Annotated in this window: 17 protein-coding genes and 2 pseudogenes; 13 read left to right on the top strand and 6 right to left on the bottom strand. The window is 37.9% G+C overall.

Annotated features, from left to right (window positions below; translation table 11 throughout):
* The first annotated feature begins 231 nt into the window (after nt 1-231).
* The 5 genes and pseudogenes from RG963_RS12720 to RG963_RS12700 form a co-directional block, all read left to right on the top strand.
* The gene (locus RG963_RS12720; protein WP_310576650.1) at nt 232-2,445 is read left to right on the top strand and encodes a hypothetical protein; all 2,214 of its coding nucleotides are present in this window, start codon (nt 232-234) and stop codon (nt 2,443-2,445) included.
* Between the two features lie 358 nt (nt 2,446-2,803).
* Entirely contained in the window at nt 2,804-3,379 is a 576-nt protein-coding gene (locus tag RG963_RS12715) for a site-specific integrase (RefSeq protein ID WP_310576649.1), read from the top strand.
* A 1,604-nt stretch (nt 3,380-4,983) separates the two neighbouring features.
* Nucleotides 4,984-5,424 (top strand): hypothetical protein, encoded by a 441-nt coding sequence (locus RG963_RS12710; RefSeq protein WP_310576648.1) that lies wholly within the window; start codon nt 4,984-4,986, stop codon nt 5,422-5,424.
* Nucleotides 5,425-6,124: 700 nt separating this feature from the next.
* A pseudogene (locus tag RG963_RS12705) lies at nt 6,125-6,418 on the top strand (DUF1699 family protein); the annotation flags it as partial.
* A 350-nt stretch (nt 6,419-6,768) separates the two neighbouring features.
* Nucleotides 6,769-6,891: pseudogene (locus tag RG963_RS12700) on the top strand (IS630 family transposase); the annotation flags it as partial.
* Nucleotides 6,892-7,469: 578 nt separating this feature from the next.
* Here the strand turns inward: RG963_RS12700 and RG963_RS12695 are convergent.
* Nucleotides 7,470-8,831, bottom strand: coding sequence for a tyrosine-type recombinase/integrase (locus tag RG963_RS12695; RefSeq protein WP_310576647.1), 1,362 nt, complete (start codon nt 8,829-8,831; stop codon nt 7,470-7,472).
* 34 nt (nt 8,832-8,865) lie between these two features.
* Between RG963_RS12695 and RG963_RS12690 the strand changes: the two genes are divergently transcribed.
* Nucleotides 8,866-9,126 (top strand): CatA-like O-acetyltransferase, encoded by a 261-nt coding sequence (locus RG963_RS12690; RefSeq protein ID WP_310576646.1) that lies wholly within the window; start codon nt 8,866-8,868, stop codon nt 9,124-9,126.
* Between the two features lie 835 nt (nt 9,127-9,961).
* Here the strand turns inward: RG963_RS12690 and RG963_RS12685 are convergent.
* Nucleotides 9,962-10,102, bottom strand: a complete 141-nt coding sequence (locus RG963_RS12685; protein WP_310576645.1) for a hypothetical protein — start codon at nt 10,100-10,102, stop codon at nt 9,962-9,964.
* Between the two features lie 350 nt (nt 10,103-10,452).
* Between RG963_RS12685 and rsgA the strand changes: the two genes are divergently transcribed.
* From rsgA to amrS, 4 genes are all read left to right on the top strand, one after another.
* Nucleotides 10,453-11,562 carry a ribosome small subunit-dependent GTPase A gene (gene rsgA / locus RG963_RS12680; RefSeq protein ID WP_310576644.1) on the top strand — a complete coding sequence of 370 codons (1,110 nt, stop codon included), beginning with the start codon at nt 10,453-10,455 and terminating at the stop codon, nt 11,560-11,562.
* A 237-nt stretch (nt 11,563-11,799) separates the two neighbouring features.
* On the top strand, nt 11,800-12,909 hold the full coding sequence (locus RG963_RS12675) for a DUF362 domain-containing protein (RefSeq protein WP_310576643.1): 1,110 nt from the start codon (nt 11,800-11,802) through the stop codon (nt 12,907-12,909).
* Between the two features lie 215 nt (nt 12,910-13,124).
* Nucleotides 13,125-13,310, top strand: coding sequence for a hypothetical protein (locus tag RG963_RS12670; protein WP_310576642.1), 186 nt, complete (start codon nt 13,125-13,127; stop codon nt 13,308-13,310).
* 391 nt (nt 13,311-13,701) lie between these two features.
* Complete coding sequence (gene amrS, locus RG963_RS12665) at nt 13,702-14,754, top strand: AmmeMemoRadiSam system radical SAM enzyme (protein WP_310576641.1); 1,053 nt, start codon at nt 13,702-13,704, stop codon at nt 14,752-14,754.
* 103 nt (nt 14,755-14,857) lie between these two features.
* On the opposite strand, the gene RG963_RS12660 is transcribed toward amrS, so the two are convergent.
* From RG963_RS12660 to tatC (RG963_RS12645), 4 genes are all read right to left on the bottom strand, one after another.
* Nucleotides 14,858-15,379 (bottom strand): Nudix hydrolase, encoded by a 522-nt coding sequence (locus RG963_RS12660; protein ID WP_310576651.1) that lies wholly within the window; start codon nt 15,377-15,379, stop codon nt 14,858-14,860.
* Between the two features lie 165 nt (nt 15,380-15,544).
* Nucleotides 15,545-15,850, bottom strand: a complete 306-nt coding sequence (locus RG963_RS12655) for a twin-arginine translocase TatA/TatE family subunit (protein ID WP_310576640.1) — start codon at nt 15,848-15,850, stop codon at nt 15,545-15,547.
* Between the two features lie 226 nt (nt 15,851-16,076).
* Nucleotides 16,077-16,421, bottom strand: a complete 345-nt coding sequence (locus RG963_RS12650) for a Sec-independent protein translocase subunit TatA/TatB (protein WP_310576639.1) — start codon at nt 16,419-16,421, stop codon at nt 16,077-16,079.
* Nucleotides 16,422-16,551: 130 nt separating this feature from the next.
* Nucleotides 16,552-17,331: a twin-arginine translocase subunit TatC gene (gene tatC, locus RG963_RS12645; RefSeq protein ID WP_310576638.1), complete on the bottom strand. Its 780-nt coding sequence runs from the start codon at nt 17,329-17,331 to the stop codon at nt 16,552-16,554.
* 680 nt (nt 17,332-18,011) lie between these two features.
* On the opposite strand from tatC (RG963_RS12645), the gene tatC (RG963_RS12640) reads away from it, so the two are divergent.
* The 3 genes from tatC (RG963_RS12640) to RG963_RS12630 form a co-directional block, all read left to right on the top strand.
* Nucleotides 18,012-18,797 (top strand): Sec-independent protein translocase TatC, encoded by a 786-nt coding sequence (gene tatC, locus RG963_RS12640; protein WP_310576637.1) that lies wholly within the window; start codon nt 18,012-18,014, stop codon nt 18,795-18,797.
* Between the two features lie 572 nt (nt 18,798-19,369).
* The gene (locus RG963_RS12635; RefSeq protein WP_310576636.1) at nt 19,370-20,884 is read left to right on the top strand and encodes a type I restriction-modification system subunit M; all 1,515 of its coding nucleotides are present in this window, start codon (nt 19,370-19,372) and stop codon (nt 20,882-20,884) included.
* A 401-nt stretch (nt 20,885-21,285) separates the two neighbouring features.
* A partial coding sequence (locus RG963_RS12630; RefSeq protein WP_310576635.1) for a restriction endonuclease subunit S occupies nt 21,286-21,703 on the top strand: 418 nt, incomplete at its 3' end.

The raw sequence follows: 21,703 nt of genomic DNA, 5'->3' as shown, positions 1-21,703 counted from the left end.
ATTTACTGCAAGAGGTCTGTGGACATGAACGTTAGGCTAATGGTAGAGTGTTTGAGGTAAATGAATCAGGAAAAAAACATGGAGGAGAGATTTTTAGCGAAGTACTGAATTAGGAAAGTTTATCAATCTTGTCATCGAAAAATTGGCATAGAAAGCTAACTATATAGCCTCAAAGTGCAAGAAAAAAATTTGCAACACAACCTTAATTTTTAGTTATGGGAAGCAATATTTATGGGCAAAGAAACAGAAATAATTAAAAAAGATGGATTTGTATTTACAGATAAGGTAACTGAAGAAGTAACAAATATAAAATATACAATTAAAAAATTTCTTGAGCTTTTCAGAAAAGTTTTTGGTGCAGATGCTTGTTACTTATATTTAATTAATAAAGAAATGGATCCTGATGAAAAACGTGAGATTTTAGAAATAAGAATCAAGGAAATGAAAGAGGCTTATGAGAAATTTAAGGAGTCTAATCCTTCCAATGATTATGATAAAACTGGAAAATATCCGGAAGAAAAAGCTATTGTTTTTGATAAATTAGGTACAATTAAAACAGAAGAGCATTTAGAATTAATAATTCCGGATCAATTATGTATACCTACACAAACAGATGATAAATCAGGCAATAGAATTGAATCTGAGATAAGTGAATTTATTGAAATTTTAAAATTTATAGACGTGTCACAAGAAAAGAAGAACGATGGGAAAGATTATTGGAATTATGATCCTGGAAATAGACCTCAAAAGTATGTAATTTTTAAAAAATACAAGGACAAAACAGATATTCCTGAAAATAGTATGATTTACAATGAGGGTATTACATCTTTTATTTACAGAACCAAATATTCGTTGAAAAGTTCTAAAAAAGATCTTAATGTTAATAAAGCTTCAGCCAGTCTAAATTCTAAACATAATATTAAACCTCCGACTGAGATGTCTATTGGTTTTCCTTTATTATACAAGGAAAAAGCGATTGGAGTTTTGACTTTTGAATTTTATGATCCTAGTAAAAATTACAATGACGACGACTTTGTGAGTAAGACAGAATTTCGGAATGCATGTAAGTCTATTAATGAGTATATACCTTTATTCGTACAGCTTATACATACATCACAATCTCAATTTAGTAGAGGTTCTTATGAAACTCTATTTGGGGGCGAAGGTTTATTAAACTGTTTAAAAAAAATGAAATGCCCTCCTAAGGATTCTATCAATGGAAAAATCTATATTGATACCTTACATCTATTTTATGTATTAAAGAGGAAAGAATATGTGGGTTATAATGAAATTTTAGATAGAGTAGCAAGATACATAAACAATATTAGTACATATTTTGGGCTTACATCAAAATCGAAACCTTTTACTGATTTTCTAGATAAATTTAAAAAACACGAAGAACTATTGCTTGATGGATTAAATGATTATAGAGATCATTTCATGCATGAGTTTCATGTGTTTGTTAGTGGTTATATAATCATAAATTTGATAGAGTTTGATTTCTTTCAAACACAAATACAAAAGAGTATGATATTAGCTTTGGGTAAATCTCAGAAGCAATTAAAAATTCCTGAATTTAACGTCTTAAGAATTTGGTTTTTAATATCATTTTTTCATGACCATGCATACATATTTGAAAAGATTGGCCCCGAACTTGAAATTTTCTTCAAGGATGTTTTTAATCAAGAATTTGTTGTTAACTTCAATTGGGAGCAGTTATTGAAAAAAGAAAGTAATTTTCCGAAACATTTAACTGACTTACAGAGTTTTTTTAATAAACACGGAGATACAAATCCTGATGTGTTAATGAGAAATTATTTAGATGCGATTTTATATAGTCATGATCATGGTGTTTTAAGCGCTCTCTTGGTCCTTAATTATTTTTCAGACTATAAGAGCATAAGTTCAGAGTATGGGAGCATAAAAGACGATTGTTTGTATGCTGCTTTTGCAATTTCAATTCATAACCGATATGAAAACTTGATGGAAAAAGAGATGACGAGGATATCATTTGAATCATTTCCTTTAGCCTTTTTATTATCTTATTGTGACACAGCTCAATCATTTGGGAGAATCGGGAAGAAAGAAACTTATCGTTCTAGATTTTCAGATATTAAATTAGATAAAAAATCAGATAAAAGGATTATTTATGAAATTGATTATTTAGATGAAAATGAGGGAAATATTCCGCCGTCTTATACGATTGAAGGATGGGCAAAACAAGCTCACAATACTTTCAAGTCGAGCAAATACTTTTTTGAGATTGAAAATTACGTCGGTAGTAGTAAGAAGCATATATATAAACTTCCATATGGATATTATAGGGATATACCCAAGAGAGAGACACTAAAGAAAAAGACACCAAAAACAGAGGCACCAAAAACAGAAACACCAAAAACAGAGGCACCAAAAACAGAAACACCAAAAACAGAGAAGACAAATTAAGATGATCAAATAGGACTTACACGGTTGAACTGAGAAATCAATAGCATTAAACCTTCAACTGTATGAAACATCAATCACGTGACAATGGCTAATGTTCATGTCAAGAGACCTTCCGCAGTAAATTTGATTTAAATCTTCCGGCATAGTCCAGTGGGAATATGGAATTCCTCGGGAGTTTCATTGTGCGTTACTTCAGGAGGTCTGTGGACATGAACCTTAATATTTCCCTGAATTTTACTACAACCTTTCACATAGAACGTTCGTATTTTAAGGGAAAATCACTTATTTTTCGATCTATATTTAGAATATTCTTCACCAAATACGAACCTTTTAATATTTCGTTCGTTTACCATTTCTCATGGATAATGGACTTGTAACCTCTGATGGAACAAAGGTTCTCACAGTTGCGGAATATGACCGATTTGTTAATTTCATTCCAATGAAGTTTAGACCTATTTTTGAAGTCAATACAATTACAGGCCTTCGGTACGTAGAGCTTCAAAGGCTACATGATAACGAAGAATGGTACTATACAGAAAGAAATCAGATTATCCTTCCTAAAGAGGCACAGAGGAAAGTAAAACAAAAACTTGTAAAGAGAACAATTGATAAGTTACCTGCTACATTTCCATATCTCTTTAAGGCTTTCCTAGAGTGCAAGAAACCACCAGCACGTAATACTTGGTTTGAGGACCTTGAAAGATGGAGCTACAAAGCCGGTATTATTCCAAAGGTCAATCCAAAGACTCCCAGGAAGACAATTGAAAGCTGGATGCTGAAAGCAGGCATACCAGAGATTGAAATATACAGTAGACAAGGACATGACCCTATTACCAGTCTTAGACATTACCAGAGCCTTTCTTTTACTGATTACGAAATGAGGGATATAGAAAAGAGGCTCATAGAATGGGGAATTTTTAGAAAGGAAATTTGAGCGAATATTGCCCCACAATAATAAATATTAGAGGCTACGCCAAAATATTACAATAGAAATATACCTTTTGGACTACTAATGGGAAATTTGAATTAATGTTTTATCCAATTCTGTTTACTCAAAGAAAAAATCGTTGCCATAACCTATTTTCCCTATTTGATCTCTTCTTTGAGGATTCTTATGAGCCCTTCCTGCTTTTTAGTATAGATATAGATCCGTAATTTCAGGTTTGAGAATGGCCAAAATCTAACGACTGAGCGTGAGGTTATTATTTTGAGGTCACATTCATAAGGCACCCAATATTCAGAGATGAGTACTAAAAATGATAGAGATAAAAGCGTCTGTACTAGATAATCAAAATCCTTAATGTTCCAATAATTAATCAAATCATACAATAATAAGCCGATGTAAATTAAGCGGAATATCCAGCGCAGAGAATAGTTACTGTTCTTTTTTCCCGAGATTTGCATTATGTCCTCTATTAGTATCACTACAGGCCTGCGCATAGGTCTATTAATTGTTACTTTCCCAGACACTACTACGACATTACTGGGACGATCAAAAAATAATAAGAAAAATATTAAAAATAGATATACGCTTAATGAGCCATATACAAATAAAATATAAAAGGAAATAGCAATAGCTAATGTATCCAGACAATCTGGAAAAAGTTTTACTCGCGCCTTTAAAACCTTACTTTTCGGCAGACTTGTGTGAGGGGATATTAACTGAAGATTCTCATTTTTCGATTTAAATCCAGATAAAAAGTCTCCTTTACTTCCTTCCTGGAGAAAGTATTTCATGGGCACCACATCCTAGATTCCCTTCATTTGTCATCGGCTAACAAATTTGGTTCTTTTGCAAAAATAATTTTTCTGTACGTTGAGGCTATTATTATTTCCTTTACATATTATTTTAACCCAAATTTGATCACTCTAATTACCTTATTGTGAAGGTTTTCAACGATTTTGTAAAATTTCCTTATTTTTTGCAACGGAACCGAAAATAATATTCCTCTCTCCTCCTGTGAACGTTACAAAAAAGCAGAAATTAATTTTAAGTCTCATTCTGAGAAAAAGGGTTATAGTCAGGAAAATAACGAAGACACACAGGAGCAAGATAACGAAAACGACTCTAACCCCCCAGAGGTTAGAGAGGGTTATAGTGAGGTTAGAGAAGCGCAAGATAACGAAAATGATTTAAGTTCAGTAAGCCTGTTAAAGAAGGCTCTTATTAAGCTTGCTACCTCTAGCGATTATAATAAATGTGTCCCTAACCTTGACGCCTTTGTGGATGACTTTAACAGCAGGACACCTGAATATAGGGAGAAGTTAACAGGTGCCCGGGTTAAATCAAATGCCCAGATATTGAAGGTGCGAGGATGGAAATAACCCCTTCTCCCTCTCCTGTGAGTGCGAGCGGCAATAATAGGAAGCTTAACTTCCTAAACTATCACACTTGTATAGGCCGCGTCTTAGTTCCGGTATCTTTTTGATACTAAAATTCGTAAACTCCTAAACTTCAGCCTCTCCTCTTTTCCTTATCAGTCTCCATGTTTCCAGATCAATTTAATTTTTATATATAAACCCTTCAAATATAATTATATGACAAAACCATGCAGAATTGATGATGATTTAATCAAGACCTGTGCCGATAATATCCGCCTGGGCCTGTCCTATGCAGCCTGTGCGAAAGCTATAGGTGTTACTTATCAGACCTGGCACAATTGGGAAAAGCTCGGAGCTGATGGTAAGGCACCGTATGCAAAATGGTATATAGCAATACGGTCAGCTGAAAGTGATTTGATGAAAGAATGCATGGAGTCCGTTAAAATGTCCATGCGGTTGGGTGATGTCAAATCAGCCATGTTCATCCTGGAACGCAGATTCAGCGGTGATTATGGTAAAGTCTCACAGGTTAACATGCAAAGCCAGAATATGAACCTGAATATAGACGCAAGCCCCACAGCTGACGAAAAAGACAAAATCAGGATGAATATTCTAGCCAGACTTCAACCCAAAAATCACATGCTGGAAGAGGCTTGATCGGCGAACTGACGGACTTTCCCACCTGGCGTATTCACAGTACTTTCCCTGCACAGTTTAAATCCCGCGTAGTTTAATTCGTACTTCCCCTGCAGGAGTTGCGAAGCGGGCCAGGTTTGATTTTTGTATCTACAGGATCGAATTTTATTTCCCCACAAAATCCCTACAAATTAACGAATTTCTACAGCTTTCTCTTGTTATCGTTTTGAGGTTTAGAAAAAATGGACTTTCCCCCAGATGCTAAAGCCTGGTTAGATAGTGATCCTTATATCCAGTCCAGAAAGTTTCCCTGGGAAATGGTGAAGTGGGCAAGGGTTATGAGATGGACAACTTTACTGGCCAGGTTGTGTTTTCGGAAGGTAACCACTTAGAGCTTATATAGAAAAAGTTATTAGACCGCCTAATCAATGATATCAACGAAAAACAAATTGACCTAGACGAACTAAAAAAACTAAATCAATAATAAAAAATAAATTATAGCATTAAATAGAGTAGAAGTGAAGCAAAAATAGGAAAACAAATTTTAAAAATCGGTTACTATTCTTTTTTTGGCTTTTCTAGATCAAATTAGAGGATCTAATATAATCATCATCTCCAGAATACTATCTAAATAATATTAGTCAATGATATATTATTTATAATCAGTATATGTATTTTATATCAAAGTAAAATTAAAAGAAGTTTGTAATGGGGGAAAAATCTGAGAATTCAAGTAGTTGGTTCCAGAGAAGAAATCTTTACATTAAATCCTAATGAGTGTGTTGTTCACTTGGCCTTCAGGCCGTCGAACAAGGATATATTTGGATTGGTCAAAACCTGCCCGAAAATTGAGGTAATTCAGTTACCTAAATCCTACATGAGTACGGTTTCAAAATCCATAGAGACGTTCCTTGAAATGCAGAGAATCCAGCTTATTGAAGGAGATGTCTGGGGTCACAGGAAGGACACTAACGAATACTACATCATTCCATCTTCAGTGACTGAGAAAATCAAATTGCGGGCGGCCACCCCACCCTAAACAGGCTGTCCGATAATTACTCCCACTAATTAAAAGATTCCTTCTTTTTCAGTTTAAAGGCTTTATATGCCTTATTTTTCACATGTTTTTGCCCTGAAATTGAATTGTCGGACAGCCTGTAAAGGAAGGGGTATTCGTGATCCTCCGCGCTCCCGATGTAATAAACAAGGTCAAGTCTAAAGAGGAGTGGGGGTCTTTAATTAAATCTGCCCCCTACGGTCACATCCACGAGAACATCATACTAAGAGCATGTTATGAAATAACCTAGTGTCTCGAAAATTTAATTATTTGTTAACTTAATATGCTCTGAATCCCTTTACATCTTCATGCTAACGATTAACCTTGAAGATCACGAGGTAAACTTCCTTCTTAACTTTGTGAGAAAAGGACATAAAAGTGCAAGAGAAATCACCAGAGCACGTGTCCTCCTCCTTTCAAACCAGCATAAATTAGGCGAGAAGCTTCTATTTCCTTCTTCTCTGCCCCTTAGTATATCCCACACAGTTGGTTTGAAAAAAGGTGTTTTAGTGTAGTCAGTACCGTACCCCCTCGATACTGTAAAAGAAGCGTAGAATTGTATTGCCGCTAATAGCAACACCGTCACAGTATTCTTTGTTTGCATTTACAAAATCAAGAATTTCTGCCTTTATCTCGTCGTAATGGTTTAACTTTTTAGTATTTACTTTTCTCAGTCACCAAGAATCCAACTTAAAAAATCTACTGCAACACACATTTTTAGAAACTCACGTCCATGTGTGTAAATTTTAGAGTATATATAATATAAGCTCAAACTATATGAACAGATTTAATTATTATATTGCAGCAGTTCATCAAAATCTTTCGCAAACATTATATATTATTACGTCAGACATGTGTTTAAATTTTTACTAAGAGATATAAAAAATCTGATACGATTAAGTTGTTGTTATTATTATCGTGACATAGAAATAAAAATTTAGATAGAAGAAAGAATATTGAAAAAGTAGAAAAATAAAATGTTTTGAGGGTAGTCACAGAGAACCTTATATTATTTCATATCGACCATCATTTTTATAGCCTTTAGATATGACTGGTTTTCATAGTGTTTACTGAGCATTTTTTGATACATTTCTCGTTCTTCTGATGTTGCATTTGGGTCAAGTTCTGGCAGTGGTGTAGAATGTAAAGTTGCTAGTGCTTTTTGAATCTCTTGTTTATTATATTCAACTTCTAATTCCCTTGCTTTTATTCTATCCATTTCTGCTTTTAATTCTGTTAATTCGCTTCTCTCTACAACATGCTTAGCTGTTTCTGCTCTGAGTATATCATTTTCACTTTTTATACTTTGATATTCAGGAGACTCACTAACATTTAGCTTTTTCTGAATTGTCAAGTAAGGTATAAATTTAGTATAGTATGTTTTTAATTCATCCACATTAGGTGTAAAATAATGTCCTTGTGTACCTGGGAGAGCATGGCCCATGTACTCTTCTGTGTGGAGATAGTCACATCCATTATTGAGCATTGTACTATCAAAGAACTTACGACAGTTGTGAGAGCGTATATAGTTAAATTTACCTTTTTCTGTACTTTTATTGGCTTTTGTGGAGATTTCACGGTAGATTTTCATTAAAGGAGATCTATTAATCTTTCGCTTCTCTTCGTCAAAATCTTTGAGAAAGTCAACATGTACTTTTCTGAGGATAAACAGATAGTTAGTGTCCGCATAAACCTTTTGTTTTGCAAGTTGATCTAATCTGTTTTTTAATGTAGTGTCTACGGTTCTTGCTCTGTAGTTCAAATAGTTCCAAACAGCTTCAGAAGCCTCTGGAGTTAAAAAAGTTACAAAGTCCACATCAGTCTTTTGTCTTCGCAAAATTAAAGTAGTTATGCCAGTTTTGGAATCATACCCTTTTTTAAACTGTTCGACTGTGATATTACAGATTGTGCTTCCGTCTAGTCCGCTACTGCAACCAACTAAGATTAACGCTTTCTCAAAAGGATCACAGACTTTCAAAACGTCCCTGATGTCCTCAATAGTTGGTATTTTCCTGTTTTCTTGTTTTACAGTGACTCCCTCTTGTTTAACTGATTTAAATTCAATGTCGAAAGCCCTGTAGAATGATTTAGCACCATTAATATAATTTTTAATTGTTAGTGGTGCAAGTCCTTGTTGCTGCAAGTGGTTCCTGAATCCACACAGGTATTTGTTTACAGCCCTGTTTCTGACTTTTATGTTATCGTCTTGTTCTTTATCGGCTTCGTTTAGCAATTGTTCAGGATTCTTATTAGTAAACTCAGTGTAAGCTTGCATACCAAGTAGGTAACTATTTATTGTGTTTTCCCTAATATTTACTATCTCAAGCCATTGTTGTACAGTAAAGTCCTGCTTTAAATAGAAAATTTTCATAGTATATCCTCTCTAGCAACTGATATATTAACGTATGCCGCTATATTTTACAGGACCTGTAGAAAATGATGTATATCAATTCTCTGCCTTGCCGTGGATAACGTTTACGCATATTTCGCACACGGATTTCGGAAACCGGGAAAAAGCGCAACCCATATTTGATTGGGGAAAATATCATGAAAGAGAAAGCAAATTTATGATGCCGTTTGCAGTCCAGGTTCATCATGCATTTGTTGATGGTATTCATATTGGCAAACTTGCGGATAAGCTGCAGAGATACCTGGATGAAGTGTAGATTAATCAATAGTTCACTAATTTTTACTTTTTTAAAGTTATATCTTCAGAATACATAGGATTTAAAACAAAACCTGTGATTGTAGGAACGAGAAAAGGCAGGAACAAAATTTCCTCCAGATCCATAAAAGATTAAAATTTTAAGTGTAATTCTTGCGAGAATAACTAGTTAATTGCTTAAAGGACGGGATCTTAAGAGGTACTTTTTAAATTTTTGGTTTGGATTACCGTCAATTTTTTTTTGATTTATAAATTATTTTCAAGAACAGTACTATAAATATAAGAAGTAATAGCACACCGAGCATGAGCAGTATTTCAGAGACTCCAATCATCACCTTGCATACCTCACTTTTATGAGTCTTGAGTTGATTTTTGACCATCTATATACTTTACACAATACAATATAATCTTTTCTTGTAACTTTGACTTAGTGCAGATTCTAGCGATGAACGTAAAATTAAAAATCATTAAAACTTTTAACCGATTACAATCCTTATAACCTGCTTTCGGCAGGTCGACATTAGAAATGAAAATATTTTTTCTGATGCTTTTTTTGAATATTAGCTAATTATATATTAGGTTTAAAGTTGGTTAACGTGTGGCTCAACTCCCACGACATATATGAGTACTGAATCATTTTTTCATTGAAGTTTTGTATGAAAAATTAATAATTGGTCATATGTAAACCTAACAACTGCACACAATTATGGAGCATCATTTCAAAATCGCCATCAACAAAAATTATTGAAAATTAAATGTCGACCTGCCGAATATAGGATTTGAAGAATATCATGTCAGTTTGGAATGAAAGTACGTTATTATTTATTTTTCACGTACTATTTCCTCTCTTTTTCCCCAAAAGCTGCTCCCAAAACCATTCCAAAAGCGAGTCCAAGAGCAACTCCCAGAGCTATATTGTGTATAATAATTCCAAACATCAAACCGAACGACATGCCGAGGGAAAGTCCAATCGCCATTGCATCCTCTTTTTCATTCTCGTTCTCGTTTTCTTCCTCTTTAGCATAGCTTTTAATTTATTTGCCAGCCTTATCGAGCCTTTTTCCTAAACGTGAGAATATAAGTAAAACGGCTATAACAATGACAATAAAAATTGCAATTATTTGTAAAGATGCAGAATCGATCATTATTTTGAATTTGTTACTTTACTATAAAAATAATTTGAAACTGGGAAAGAAAATTTTAAATGAAATCAATTCTCTAGAAGGAACTTCTTCAGCCGGAATAAGAAGGAATTTTCAGGCACAATTGAATTTTTTCAGGACAAAATATCAAAAGATTTATCCATTTAATCGGATACTTCCATCTTATGAACAATCATAGCGAAACGGAAAGCTCAGGTCACAATTCAGTTCACTGTGACGCCGATAAAATTCCAGGGTGGAATAAAGAACTTGAGCTGGCTTTTTCTGCCTACAAAGGTCCCTACACTCCCGGAAGAGTTGCATCAAGGCATAAAACGGTCTGTGAGGTCCTTGTCTCTGGGGCTGTCGTACAGGCGGGAATTTCCGGTGCACTTCAGAAAATTGGGAAGCAGCCGGTTGTAGGGGATTTTGTTGTTTTGCTTGACCAGCCTGAACTGGGCTCACGCATGATTGTGAATATTCTGCCCAGGAGGACCTGCCTCTCAAGAGGGGCAGCAGGAGATGGGGGCGGGGAGCAGGTAATTACTGCAAATCTTGATACCATTTTTATCGTGACTTCTGTTGGTAAGGATCTCAACCTTCGAAGGCTTGAGAGGTATCTTGCCATTGTGTATTCTTCCGGGGCAAACCCTGTGATTTTACTTAACAAAATCGACCTTGAAGATAATCCTACCCGGCTGGTAGAGAAAATCCGGTCCATTGCAGGTGACGTGCCGGTTATTCCATTAAGCGCCCTTTCAAAAAACGGGCTTGATGCACTTAACCCTTACCTCAATCCGGGGGAAACAATTGCATTAATAGGTTCCTCCGGCGTTGGAAAATCCACGCTTATCAACGCTTTTCTTGGCGAAACCGTCCAGAAAACCGCAGATATCCGGAAAGACGATGAAAAAGGCAGGCATACAACTACAGTCCGTCAGCTGTTTCTGCTTCCAAATGGAGCGGTTCTTATAGACAACCCCGGAATCAGGGAAATCCAGCTCGGAGACTCTGCAGAAGGGCTTGAAAAAGCTTTTTCCGAGATCGTTGACGCAGCCTGCAATTGCAAGTTTAAAGATTGCACTCACCGCGACGAACTAGGCTGTGCTGTACTGAAGGCGGTTGAGGACGGGCTTATTCCTGAGGAACGGCTTGCCAGTTATCACAGATTAACTGGAGAACTCATATTCCAGTCGAAAAAAGCTGAAATTGGGCTGAAACGGCTTGAAAAGGAGAAATGCAGGAAAATAGCGGTGGATATTAAAAAATATAAGAAATCTACGGGGAAACTATGAAATAAAGCATATTAGGCAGATTTATAAAGAATTTATCAGTCTCTTAGCAGGAATTTATTAGTCTCTTAGCATTATATGTTATATTTTACTGCCTCGGCGTGCTGTGTGAATTTAATCGACTGAAGCAGTGTTTTTCGTTCTCTTCAAACAGCGCAATACCTAAAAGTAAAAAACACTTTCTTAACTGTATAGTTTTCATGGATAAAAGCATTAATTCAGATTTTCGGAGGGACTTACATGGCAAGTGAAGTTTATTTCGCAGACTTGAGAGCGAGAAATCCGCAGGATAGTACGATCAGCAAGATTCAGAGGCTTTTTGATGAGGCAGGTTTTGTTGAGCTGCTGGGATCAGACGACCTCACTGCAATTAAAATTCATTTTGGAGAGTATGGAAACGACGGATACATCAACCCTGTTTTTGTGCGGCAGGTTGTAGAAAAGATTCGGGGAGTCGGAGCAAAACCGTTTGTTACTGACACGAATACTCTTTACTCAGGCAGCAGGCATAATGCAGTTGACCACCTGACTACAGCGATAGAACATGGTTTCGATTATTCCGTTGTCAGGGCTCCGCTTATAATCTCGGATGGATTGAAGAGCCAGAACGTTGCAGAAGTTGAGATCGGGCAGAAGCATTTCAAGTCCGTAAAAATAGGGTCGGATATTGCTGCCGCAGATTCCATGATTGTGATGTCCCATTTTAAAGGGCACATTGTGGCGGGCTTCGGAGGAGCTGTTAAGAATCTTGCCATGGGCTGTGCTCCTGCAGCCGGCAAGAAAGAACAGCATTTCAGGACAAGCCCTCATGTGGTTGAAGAAAAATGCATAGGCTGCGGGAAATGCGTTGAGGTCTGCCCTGTAGGAGCCGCTTCCCTTGTAGGGGAGGTCTCAATGATCGAGCCTGAGGTCTGTATAAGCTGCGGACAGTGTATGGAAGCGTGCCCTTCAAATGCTATTGATATAGATTGGGAACACGACATCCCTGAGTTTCTGGAATGCCTCACAGAGTATGCATACGGAGCGGTAAAGGGAAAAGAAGGCCGGGTCGGTTATATCAACTTCCTGCTTAAAGTTACTCCTGACTGTGACTGCGTGCCCTGGAGTGACGCTCCTATTGTTCCGGATATAGGAATTCTCGCCTCAAAAGATCCTGTTGCCCTTGATCAGGCAAGCTACGACCTCGTAAACAGGCAGAAAGGGCTTGTGAGCTCCTCCCTGCACTTCAACCACGAAGCAGGGGCCGATAAGTTCAGGGGCGCATGGCCTATGGTCGATGGGACCTACCAGCTTGAGTACGGGGAAAAAATAGGCCTTGGAAGCAGGGAATATAAACTGGTTGAGATTTGAATTAATTTTTGATTAACTCCGCATAATCTTCTTTTTCTTCTTCTTTTTCCTTTTCTTCATTTTCTTTGTATAAAGCCGCCGGAGATCTTACTCAATCCCGAGAGCAATTTAAGTTGATTTGATCGCAAATCTATTTTTTAAAAAGATAAATATAGCAGATGCCACCAGTTAATATATGAATTAATCTTATCCAACTTTACTGGAGATGAATGCGAGTGACCGTCTGGGAATATGATGTTAAAGAGATAAGGTTCAGCGAGTGGTCAAAGACAAAAGAAGATCTTAATAGCCTCGGAACTGAAGGCTGGGAACTCATCAAGTTTGCGGACGAGATCGACGAAAATGGTATGATAACAGCTGTTTTCAAAAGGCCGGTAGATTATGTCGATGTTCTTGCCTGAAAAAATTCTTAAATCTGAAAGTTCTCCTGAGTTTCTACTCTTTTTCCGTTGATTTTTTATCTCTTTTAAGCTGAATTCCGATCTGCTTTTATAATTTCTTTTATCATCTAATTTAACGGAAAAGTAGGCCTTAGTTTAGCAGGGAAAAAGGGAGTTCATGCAATCTTTCTTGCTTTAAGGGGTTTGAACAGGTAACTATTAGTTATTATAACAGACCCAAAAGCTTAGATTTGATTCAAAACGCGAAGAACGTAAAATTGAGTGGGCAGTTGTGTTCTGAAGCATTTTTTTATATACTGAAGACTGACCCTTCTGAAAAGATTTTCTCGCCTGAAAAATCTGTAACAGCAACGTTATTATGCTGAAAAACAATTTCTAAATGGGGATTAATGTGATAAAAGAAGCGATGTTCTACGAGAAAATCGGAGACAATAAAGTACACTGCATGCTCTGCGCCCAGAGTTGTAGAATTGCCTCCGGAAAAAAAGGTTTTTGCGGGGTTAGAGAGAATAGAGAAGGGAAATTATATACTCTTATTTACGGGACTGTTTCAAGCGAAGCAGTTGACCCTATAGAAAAGAAGCCGCTTTATCACTTTTATCCAGGGTCTTACGTTTACTCAGTAGGTTCAATAGGATGCAACTTCCGCTGCAAACACTGCCAGAACTGGTCGATTTCTCAGGCCTGCCTCGAGGACTCTTATACAATGGATGTTCTTCCTGAAGAGCTGATCGAGAGAGCGCTTCTCTCACGCTCAAAGTCAATCGCCTGGACATACAACGAGCCCACAATCTGGCACGAATATACCTATGAATGTGCAAAATTGGCAAAAGATGCAGGGCTTGCCACAATCTATGTGACAAATGGGTATATGACTCCTGACGCCCTGAGGCATATAGCACCCTATCTGGATGCCGCAAATATCGATATCAAGGCTTTCAATGAAAAATTTTATCACGATGTTGCCAGCGCAAAACTGGCTCCTGTGCTCGAGGCCTCTATCCTTGCAAAAGAACTCGGAATCCATGTGGAAATTACGACCCTGATTATTCCTAGCGTAAACGATTCCCTTGAAGAGCTCAGAGAACTTTCAAAATGGATGTACGAAAACATGGGACCTGAGACTCCCCTGCATTTTACACGTTTCCATCCCCAGTACAAAATGCAGGATCTCTCCCCGACGCCTGTGAAAACCATGCAGGACGCCTGTAAAATCGCAACTGAAGAGGGGCTGAAGTATGTCTATATGGGCAATGTCCCTGGCAGTGAGCGCAACAACACTTTTTGTCCGAACTGTGGAAAAATGCTGATTTTGCGCAGCTTTTTCGAAATAGAAAAGTACGACATCACACCTGAAAAAACCTGTCCTAAATGTGGGGAACATATTCCCATCACAGGAGATTATGCCGACTCAAAAAAGACATCTGGTGAAAATGAATATTAAAACCAGAACAATTATACGGAAATTATAAAGCAAAAGACAGAATAAAAACAAAAGACAGAATATATTAAGTCTATTAAGTCTCTTTTATCCACTTAAGTAGTTTTTATTTTTTTCCAAAAAGATATTTCCCGTACCCTTCTTGAAAGACTTTTGTAATTCCTGCTCTCAGGGAAGGTGTATATTTTTCAGGTTCCGTTTTAACTGCTCTGTACAGTTCTTCGAGTTCTATCCACTCTACATAGACTGCTTCTTCCGGATCAGGTCTGATTAAGCTTGTAGTTTTTTCCGAACATCTGCCTGAAAATACCGTATTGACGGCTCCCTTGTTTTCGAAGATACAGGAAACTTTAAACAGTTTTCTGAAAGGGACCGATATTCCTATTTCTTCAAGCATTTCTCTCTTCATGCAGGCTTCATAAGATTCATCCGCTACAGTACCGCTTACCGAATATGTATAACGGTCCGGATACCACCGTTTTTGAGGCGCTCTTTTCTGGATAAGCATTTTGTTTTCAGGATTCAGCAGGATAAGTTGAGCAGCCCTGTGAATATGCTTTCCCGAATAAAACTCCTCTCGCTCACGCAAACCAAGGAAATTATCGTTTTTGTCAACTTCACTTATCATCTCTACCAAAAAAGGCCTCCTGAGAAACTTGTTTCATACCTGATTCAGTTAAGGATAAAAATAGAAACTTCAATTAAAAATGAATATAAAATGACAGGCTTCAATAAAAGGTTAAACCTGATAAAATCCCGTGAAAAAATGGGAAATTTACTTTTCAGGTCTTTTTCAGGGTTCGGAAACTTCTTTTGGCTTTTCTGAGGATCTCTGGATATCGTCCAGAAGCTGGTCATCGGTCTTGCCTCTTATATCAATCCCGAGTTTCTGAGCGGTTTCCTGTACCTTGCTCTTTGGAGCGGTGGGCTCCTTTATGGATTTTTCAAATTCCCTCAGGTTTAGTTCGGATTCTTTCTGGGCTTTTTTGAATTCTCCCATTGAACTTCCCATGGACCGGGCAAGTTCCGGAAGTTTGCTTGCCCCAAAAAGAATCACAACAACCCCAAAAATCATTATAAGTTCATTTGTGCCTATCATGGCTTGACCTCAAGCTTTTCGTTTTCTTAAATAAATATAAAGTTTTCAGCAGGTAATAATTGATCTGAAAATTGTCAATATCTCTAAGTTAGGCTAAGACTTTTTATGTTATATAAAGTTTCTATTTTTATTTATTATTTTGGATATTTTATATTATTTAATTCTTTTTACTTTAGTTCTTACCTTTCAGATCTATTTCCTTTTATTTTAGTTTGATCCCCGTATTTCAGTTTTTCCGGGACTCTTCCTTTTCAGGGATAGATTTTCCAGCTTCCGGCTTATTATCCAGGTCTGTATCGGTTTTTAAATATGTATCGGTTTTTATTTCTTTACTGCTGCCTGAAGTATCCTTTTGTTCCTTCTCTTTCTCTTTTTCCTCAGGAACGACTGTATTCGCAGCCTTTCGGGTGTAGGCGTCGAAGTGAGTGAGCTCAAGCTCAGAGGCGCGCTGTGCTTTTTTAAACTCCCCCATTGCACTTCCTAAAGACCGTGCAAGCTCAGGAAGCTTCTGGGGCCCAAAGAGAAAGAGAGCAGCGATAAGAATTACTATCAATTCTTGTGTGCCTATCATTGTTTGTTATTATCAACAATCAAATATAAAAGTTCTTGTAAATAGATCGGTGGACTGGCTTAGTCTGCAGATAGTTTAAAAAACCCTATTTTTTAATATAACTGATTCCATTAAATGGGCAAAATGGCTATCAAAATATCCTTATCAGCAATAGGCTGAATTCAAAAAGGACTGCCAGCAAAAACGCTACAAGAATCTGGGCAATAAAAGTCGGGTCAGGGGAAAGGAATAGAGAAAATGCCATAATCACACTGTAGACAAGTACCCTCTGTTTCTTGAGAGTCTGGTACTCTACAAGCCCCATCTTCACGGAAAAGACCACAAGCAGAGGAAGCTGGAATACAACCCCGAAACCTACCAGGATGGTGGTCACGGCTGAAAGGGTTTCCTGGACTGAAAGCTGGGCGGTAGCCATATCTCCTGAGTAAAAGAGAATGTATTTGAACATCACAGGTAAGACGATGAAGTAACCGACTGAGGTCCCGAAGATGAAAAGCAGGAAAGATGCCGGAATAACCTTGAGAAAAAAGCGTCTCTCATGTGGATAAAGCCCTTTGCCTGCAAACCTGTAAAGCTGGTAGAAGAGCTGCGGAAGTGAAATAGCAACGGCAAAGACAAGGCAGAGCTTGAGGCGGGCAAAGGTCCATTCAAGAGGCGAATACGCGGTCATATACAGGTCAGAATTTATAAAATCCTTCCAGACGAGCAGCATTCCCTTTGCCGAGAATGGAAAAGCAATAATTATTCCCAGAACGAGCCAGATTAAAACAATTGCCAGCCGATTCCTTAGCTCGAACAGGTGAGCCATAAGGGGTTCTTCGATATCTCCTGGGGCACCGGATGTATACGAATTCATTCCCGATGCTTTTCCGGTGGAAGTGGTTCCATCGACTGTGTGCTGTGAGTCCATTTTTTTCCGCTCTTATATGTACCTGGATAAATATATTAATATCGGAACATATATTTAATGTGAATCCGGAACCCTTTTGAAGATACTCCAATTTCCCGGTGCAAGATATCTTCGCAATCTATCTTACGATCCCTTTCCACAATATCTTTCTACTATATATTTGCATACCTGATAGACACATATCTGATAAACGCATAAACGCATACCTGAATATTTATGGCATTTGAATCATTATAATATGATCATTCAAGATAATTAATATAAGCTGATTAAGATAATTAATATAATATAGTTAAAATAACTAATATAACCTGATTAAGATAATTAATATAATAAAGTTAAAATAATACAGTTAAAATAACTAATATAACCTGATTAAGATAATTAGTATAACACAGTTAAAATAATACAGTTAAAATAACTGTTCTTTCCCGCTTTCAGGTACTCAAATATAATTGTTTCCTTACTCGGATTTTGTAGCCTCAGTTAATTGAATTTCTTCCTGAATGGCTGGCAATTTCAGGAAATATAAATGATTCCATGAAAGGAGCCGGATAAAATCAAAGCGAAAAAACAAAATAGGTAAAAGAAAGTTGATGATTTAATCTCTGCAATGGATGTAAAAGTTCCCTGATAGAGGGTAACGAATTTCCTTTTGCTTCTCCGGATAGGTACTCCATATGTCTGAAGCCATTGAAAATCTTAGTGCGATCCTGCTGACCCTGCGAAATAAACTGATTGTGATTGCTGCGGTCCTTTTCACAGGCATTATTGCCTCTTTCCAGTTTACGGGCTCTTTGATAGAGATTATGAAAAATGACCTTCTTCCCGAGGGGGCAAAGCTGGTTTATGTGTCTCCTCTGGAAGTAATGATGCTGGAGCTAAAGCTCTCTATCATAATAGGAGTACTCATTACCCTGCCTATTATTGCATTTTATGTTTATCGGGCTATTTCAAAGCGATATTCGGTTAAAATTCCTGTATCTATAGGAGCGGGCCAGTTTGTTTTCCTGGGCGTAGCTGCCATTGTCATGTTCGTCTTTGGGGCTTCATATTCTTACTTTCTCATGCTGCCCCTCTTTCTTAAGTACCTCTACATGGATGCAGCAAGTTCAGGGGTGACTGCAACTTATTCGATCTTCAAGTTCATCTCATTTATAGCATCAACCACAGCAATCTTCGGTCTGGTCTTCGAGCTCCCGATAGTGCTCACTTTCCTGACTCGAAACGGATTTGTAAAATACAGTACTCTTGTGACCTACCGCAAGCACATCTATGTCCTCGTCATGTTTATTGCAGCTGTTGTTACTCCAGGGGCAGATGTCTTCAGCCAGATGATGGTTGCCGTGCCCATGGTAATCTTTTTTGAGATCAGCATGGTGATTGTGAGAATACTTGGAGTGAAAAATAAACTTTCCAAACCTGATCCTTCCTCATCTGCAGCCGGAATTTCGAGAAGGATTTAAGGAAAAGGATTTGAGGAAAATAAGAACTGAGGTCTTGTGAAGAAAAGTGAGATGCAAAAGTGAAAGAACAGGGTAAATTTAAGATCTGTGCGGATTGAGGGGCACAGGCGTGTCCGGAGGTAATGCGATGATGGGGAGAAAGCAGCGCAAACACGCTTACCATTATTCTTTTTCCGCACTCGCCTATCCGCTGTATATTTTGTGTTGACAGCATTTAACATATCGAAATTGCTTTATAAAACAGCTTTTTAAACATCTTTTATAAAAGTACCTTTCTTATTTTATTCGCCGTGTTTGAAAATCTAGAGAGATTCTCATGCTTACGGTTTTCAATAACTCACCTTCATGACCAAAACACTGCGACCAAAAAACCACGATCAAACATCTTTACAGTTAAAAAATAGATCGAGTTTCGTTGGATAAATACTCCGGTCGAAGAATAATTCCAAATCGCAAGCTTTTTACTATATTATTAATTAGACATTGTCATATAATTTGATTCCAACCCCTTCACTTCACATGCAGAATTTTAAACTACAGTTTTTATTATCACCAGAACAGGACCCAAAAACATGTCTTTAACCCTCAACGAACTCAACTCTCACCTTTTTAAAGCCGCAGACATTCTGCGGGGCTCAATCGACAGTTCCGAGTATAAGCACTATATTTTCGGAATGCTTTTTCTAAAAAGGCTCTCTGACCAGTTTGAGGAAAACGTCAGTCGGGTTACGGAAGAGCTCGTAAAAGAAGGCATGCCTGAAGAGAAGGCAACAGAGATTGCCTTATCCGACAAGGACGAGCACGGAGGAAGCTTCTTTGTCCCACCCCGCGCCCGCTGGCCTGAACTTGAAAAGAAATCCTCTGACATAGGCGAGGCCATCAATAAAGCCTTTGAAGCCCTGGAACACGAAAACCGCTCCCTTGAAGGTGTTCTTGTTGCTATTGATTTTAACGACAAGGAACGCATATCCGATGCAGTCTTGCAGAAGCTTATCACCCATTTCGGAAAATACAACCTTGCAAACCATTCCCTTGAAAACAAGGATATGCTGGGCCGTTCCTACGAATACCTGATCAAACACTTCGCAGACGATGCAGGAAAGAAAGGAGGGGAATTCTATACCCCTGAAGAAGTGGTTAGGCTCCTGGTAAAGTTGGTTAAGCCTGCCGAAGATATGCGTATCTGCGACCCCACATGCGGTTCAGGCGGGATGCTTATCGAATGCATTCACTATTTACAGGAACACGGTAAAAGCCAGGATAGGATTTCCCTGTATGGGCAGGAAAAGAACCTCAATACCTGGGCCATCTGCAAGATGAATATGCTCCTGCACGATATCCTCGACGCCAGGATTGAAAAAGGCGACACTATGGCCGATCCCAAGCTGCTTGACAACGGCGAACTGATGCTTTTCGACCGCGTTTTAGCCAACCCGATGTGGAACCAGAAAGAATGGTCAAGAGACTGGCTTGCAAAAGGCGACCCCCATTCTCGCGTGAAATACGCGCTCCCCTCCGCCTCATCCGCCGATTGGATGTGGATTCAGCACATGACTGCAACCCTGAACTCGTCGGGAGTCCTCGGAATTGTGCTTGACAACGGCGTTCTCTTCCGCGGCGGCCAGGAAAAAGTCTCCCGCCAGGGCTATGTTGACGATGACCAGATAGAAGCTGTCCTCGCCCTCCCCCAGAACCTCTTCTACAACACAGGCAGCCCTGGCACGATCTTAATTTTCAACAAAAACAAATCTCAGCCGCGAAAAGGCAAAATCCTGTTTATAGACGCCTCTTCCGAATATGAAGAAGGAAAAGCCCAGAATTTCCTGCGGGACAGCAATATTAAAAAGATCGTATCTGCTTTTGACGGTTTTGAAGACATTGAAAAGTTCTGTGCCGTAATCGGGAAAGAGAACATTGTCGAAAACGATTACAACCTCAACGTTTCCCTGTACGTGGACACCTCAGAGGCTGAACCTGAAATTGATGTGGCGGCGGTCAACGAAGAGTTAAAAGAGCTTATCAGGCAGAGGGACGAGTCCTATGGCGAAATGCAGGTTTATTTAAAAAATTTGGGATATGAGGAGTGAGAATCTTCTTGTTTTTCGGGTTTATTTTTGAAATTTAGAATTTAATTACGCGGCAAGTGACCATTTGAGAGAAATAACTATTTCGGGGCAGCCTGAGTAGCTTTTTCCAGTCATTATTGTCACGCGCCTCAGCGCGGCTGGAACTATGCGACTTTGAGAAAAAAACGCAAACATTAGACATCCTGTAAAAGTAAAGTATCAAAATACTAACAATTTACTGACAATTCAGTAGTTAGCAACTTACTAAGAATTAAAGAGGAACGTCAGCCAACTTTGAAAATTTATAAATTAATCACGCACTGTGTAATTAATTTAAGAGAAATACATTTAACTTTGTAAAATTTTAAATTCGCCAAGCACTGCTTGGTAAATTCAGATTTGAAGTGGAAAAGGGTTTGTAAATGACAAAAAATGTTTCAGTTCCTGAGGGATATAAGAAAACGGAATTGGGAGTTATTCCAGAAGAGTGGGAAGTTGTAAAATTTGGAGATTATTTCATTTTTGAATATGGAAAGTCTTTAGTTAAAAAAGATCGAGATAATGGAAGCTACCCAGTTTATGGCTCAAATGGCACAGTCGGTTGGCACTCTGATTATATTTCTAAAGGCCCAGGAATAATAATTGGACGAAAAGGCACTATTGGAGCCATATCATATTCAAGAACTAACTTTTGGGCTATTGATACGAGCTATTTCGTTAAATTAAAACATGAAACTGATTTACTCTGGCTATACTACAAACTCATATCTATGAATTTAAGTAAGTTGAACATGGCTTCTGGAATTCCAGGTCTGAATAGAGATTCTGTTTATAGTACAA

It is taken from the genome of Methanosarcina baikalica (genome assembly GCF_031461075.1).
In the GTDB taxonomy this organism is placed as follows: domain Archaea; phylum Halobacteriota; class Methanosarcinia; order Methanosarcinales; family Methanosarcinaceae; genus Methanosarcina; species Methanosarcina baikalica.
Note: the sequence above shows the minus strand (reverse complement) of the source record. Positions and strands in the feature narration are given on the sequence as shown.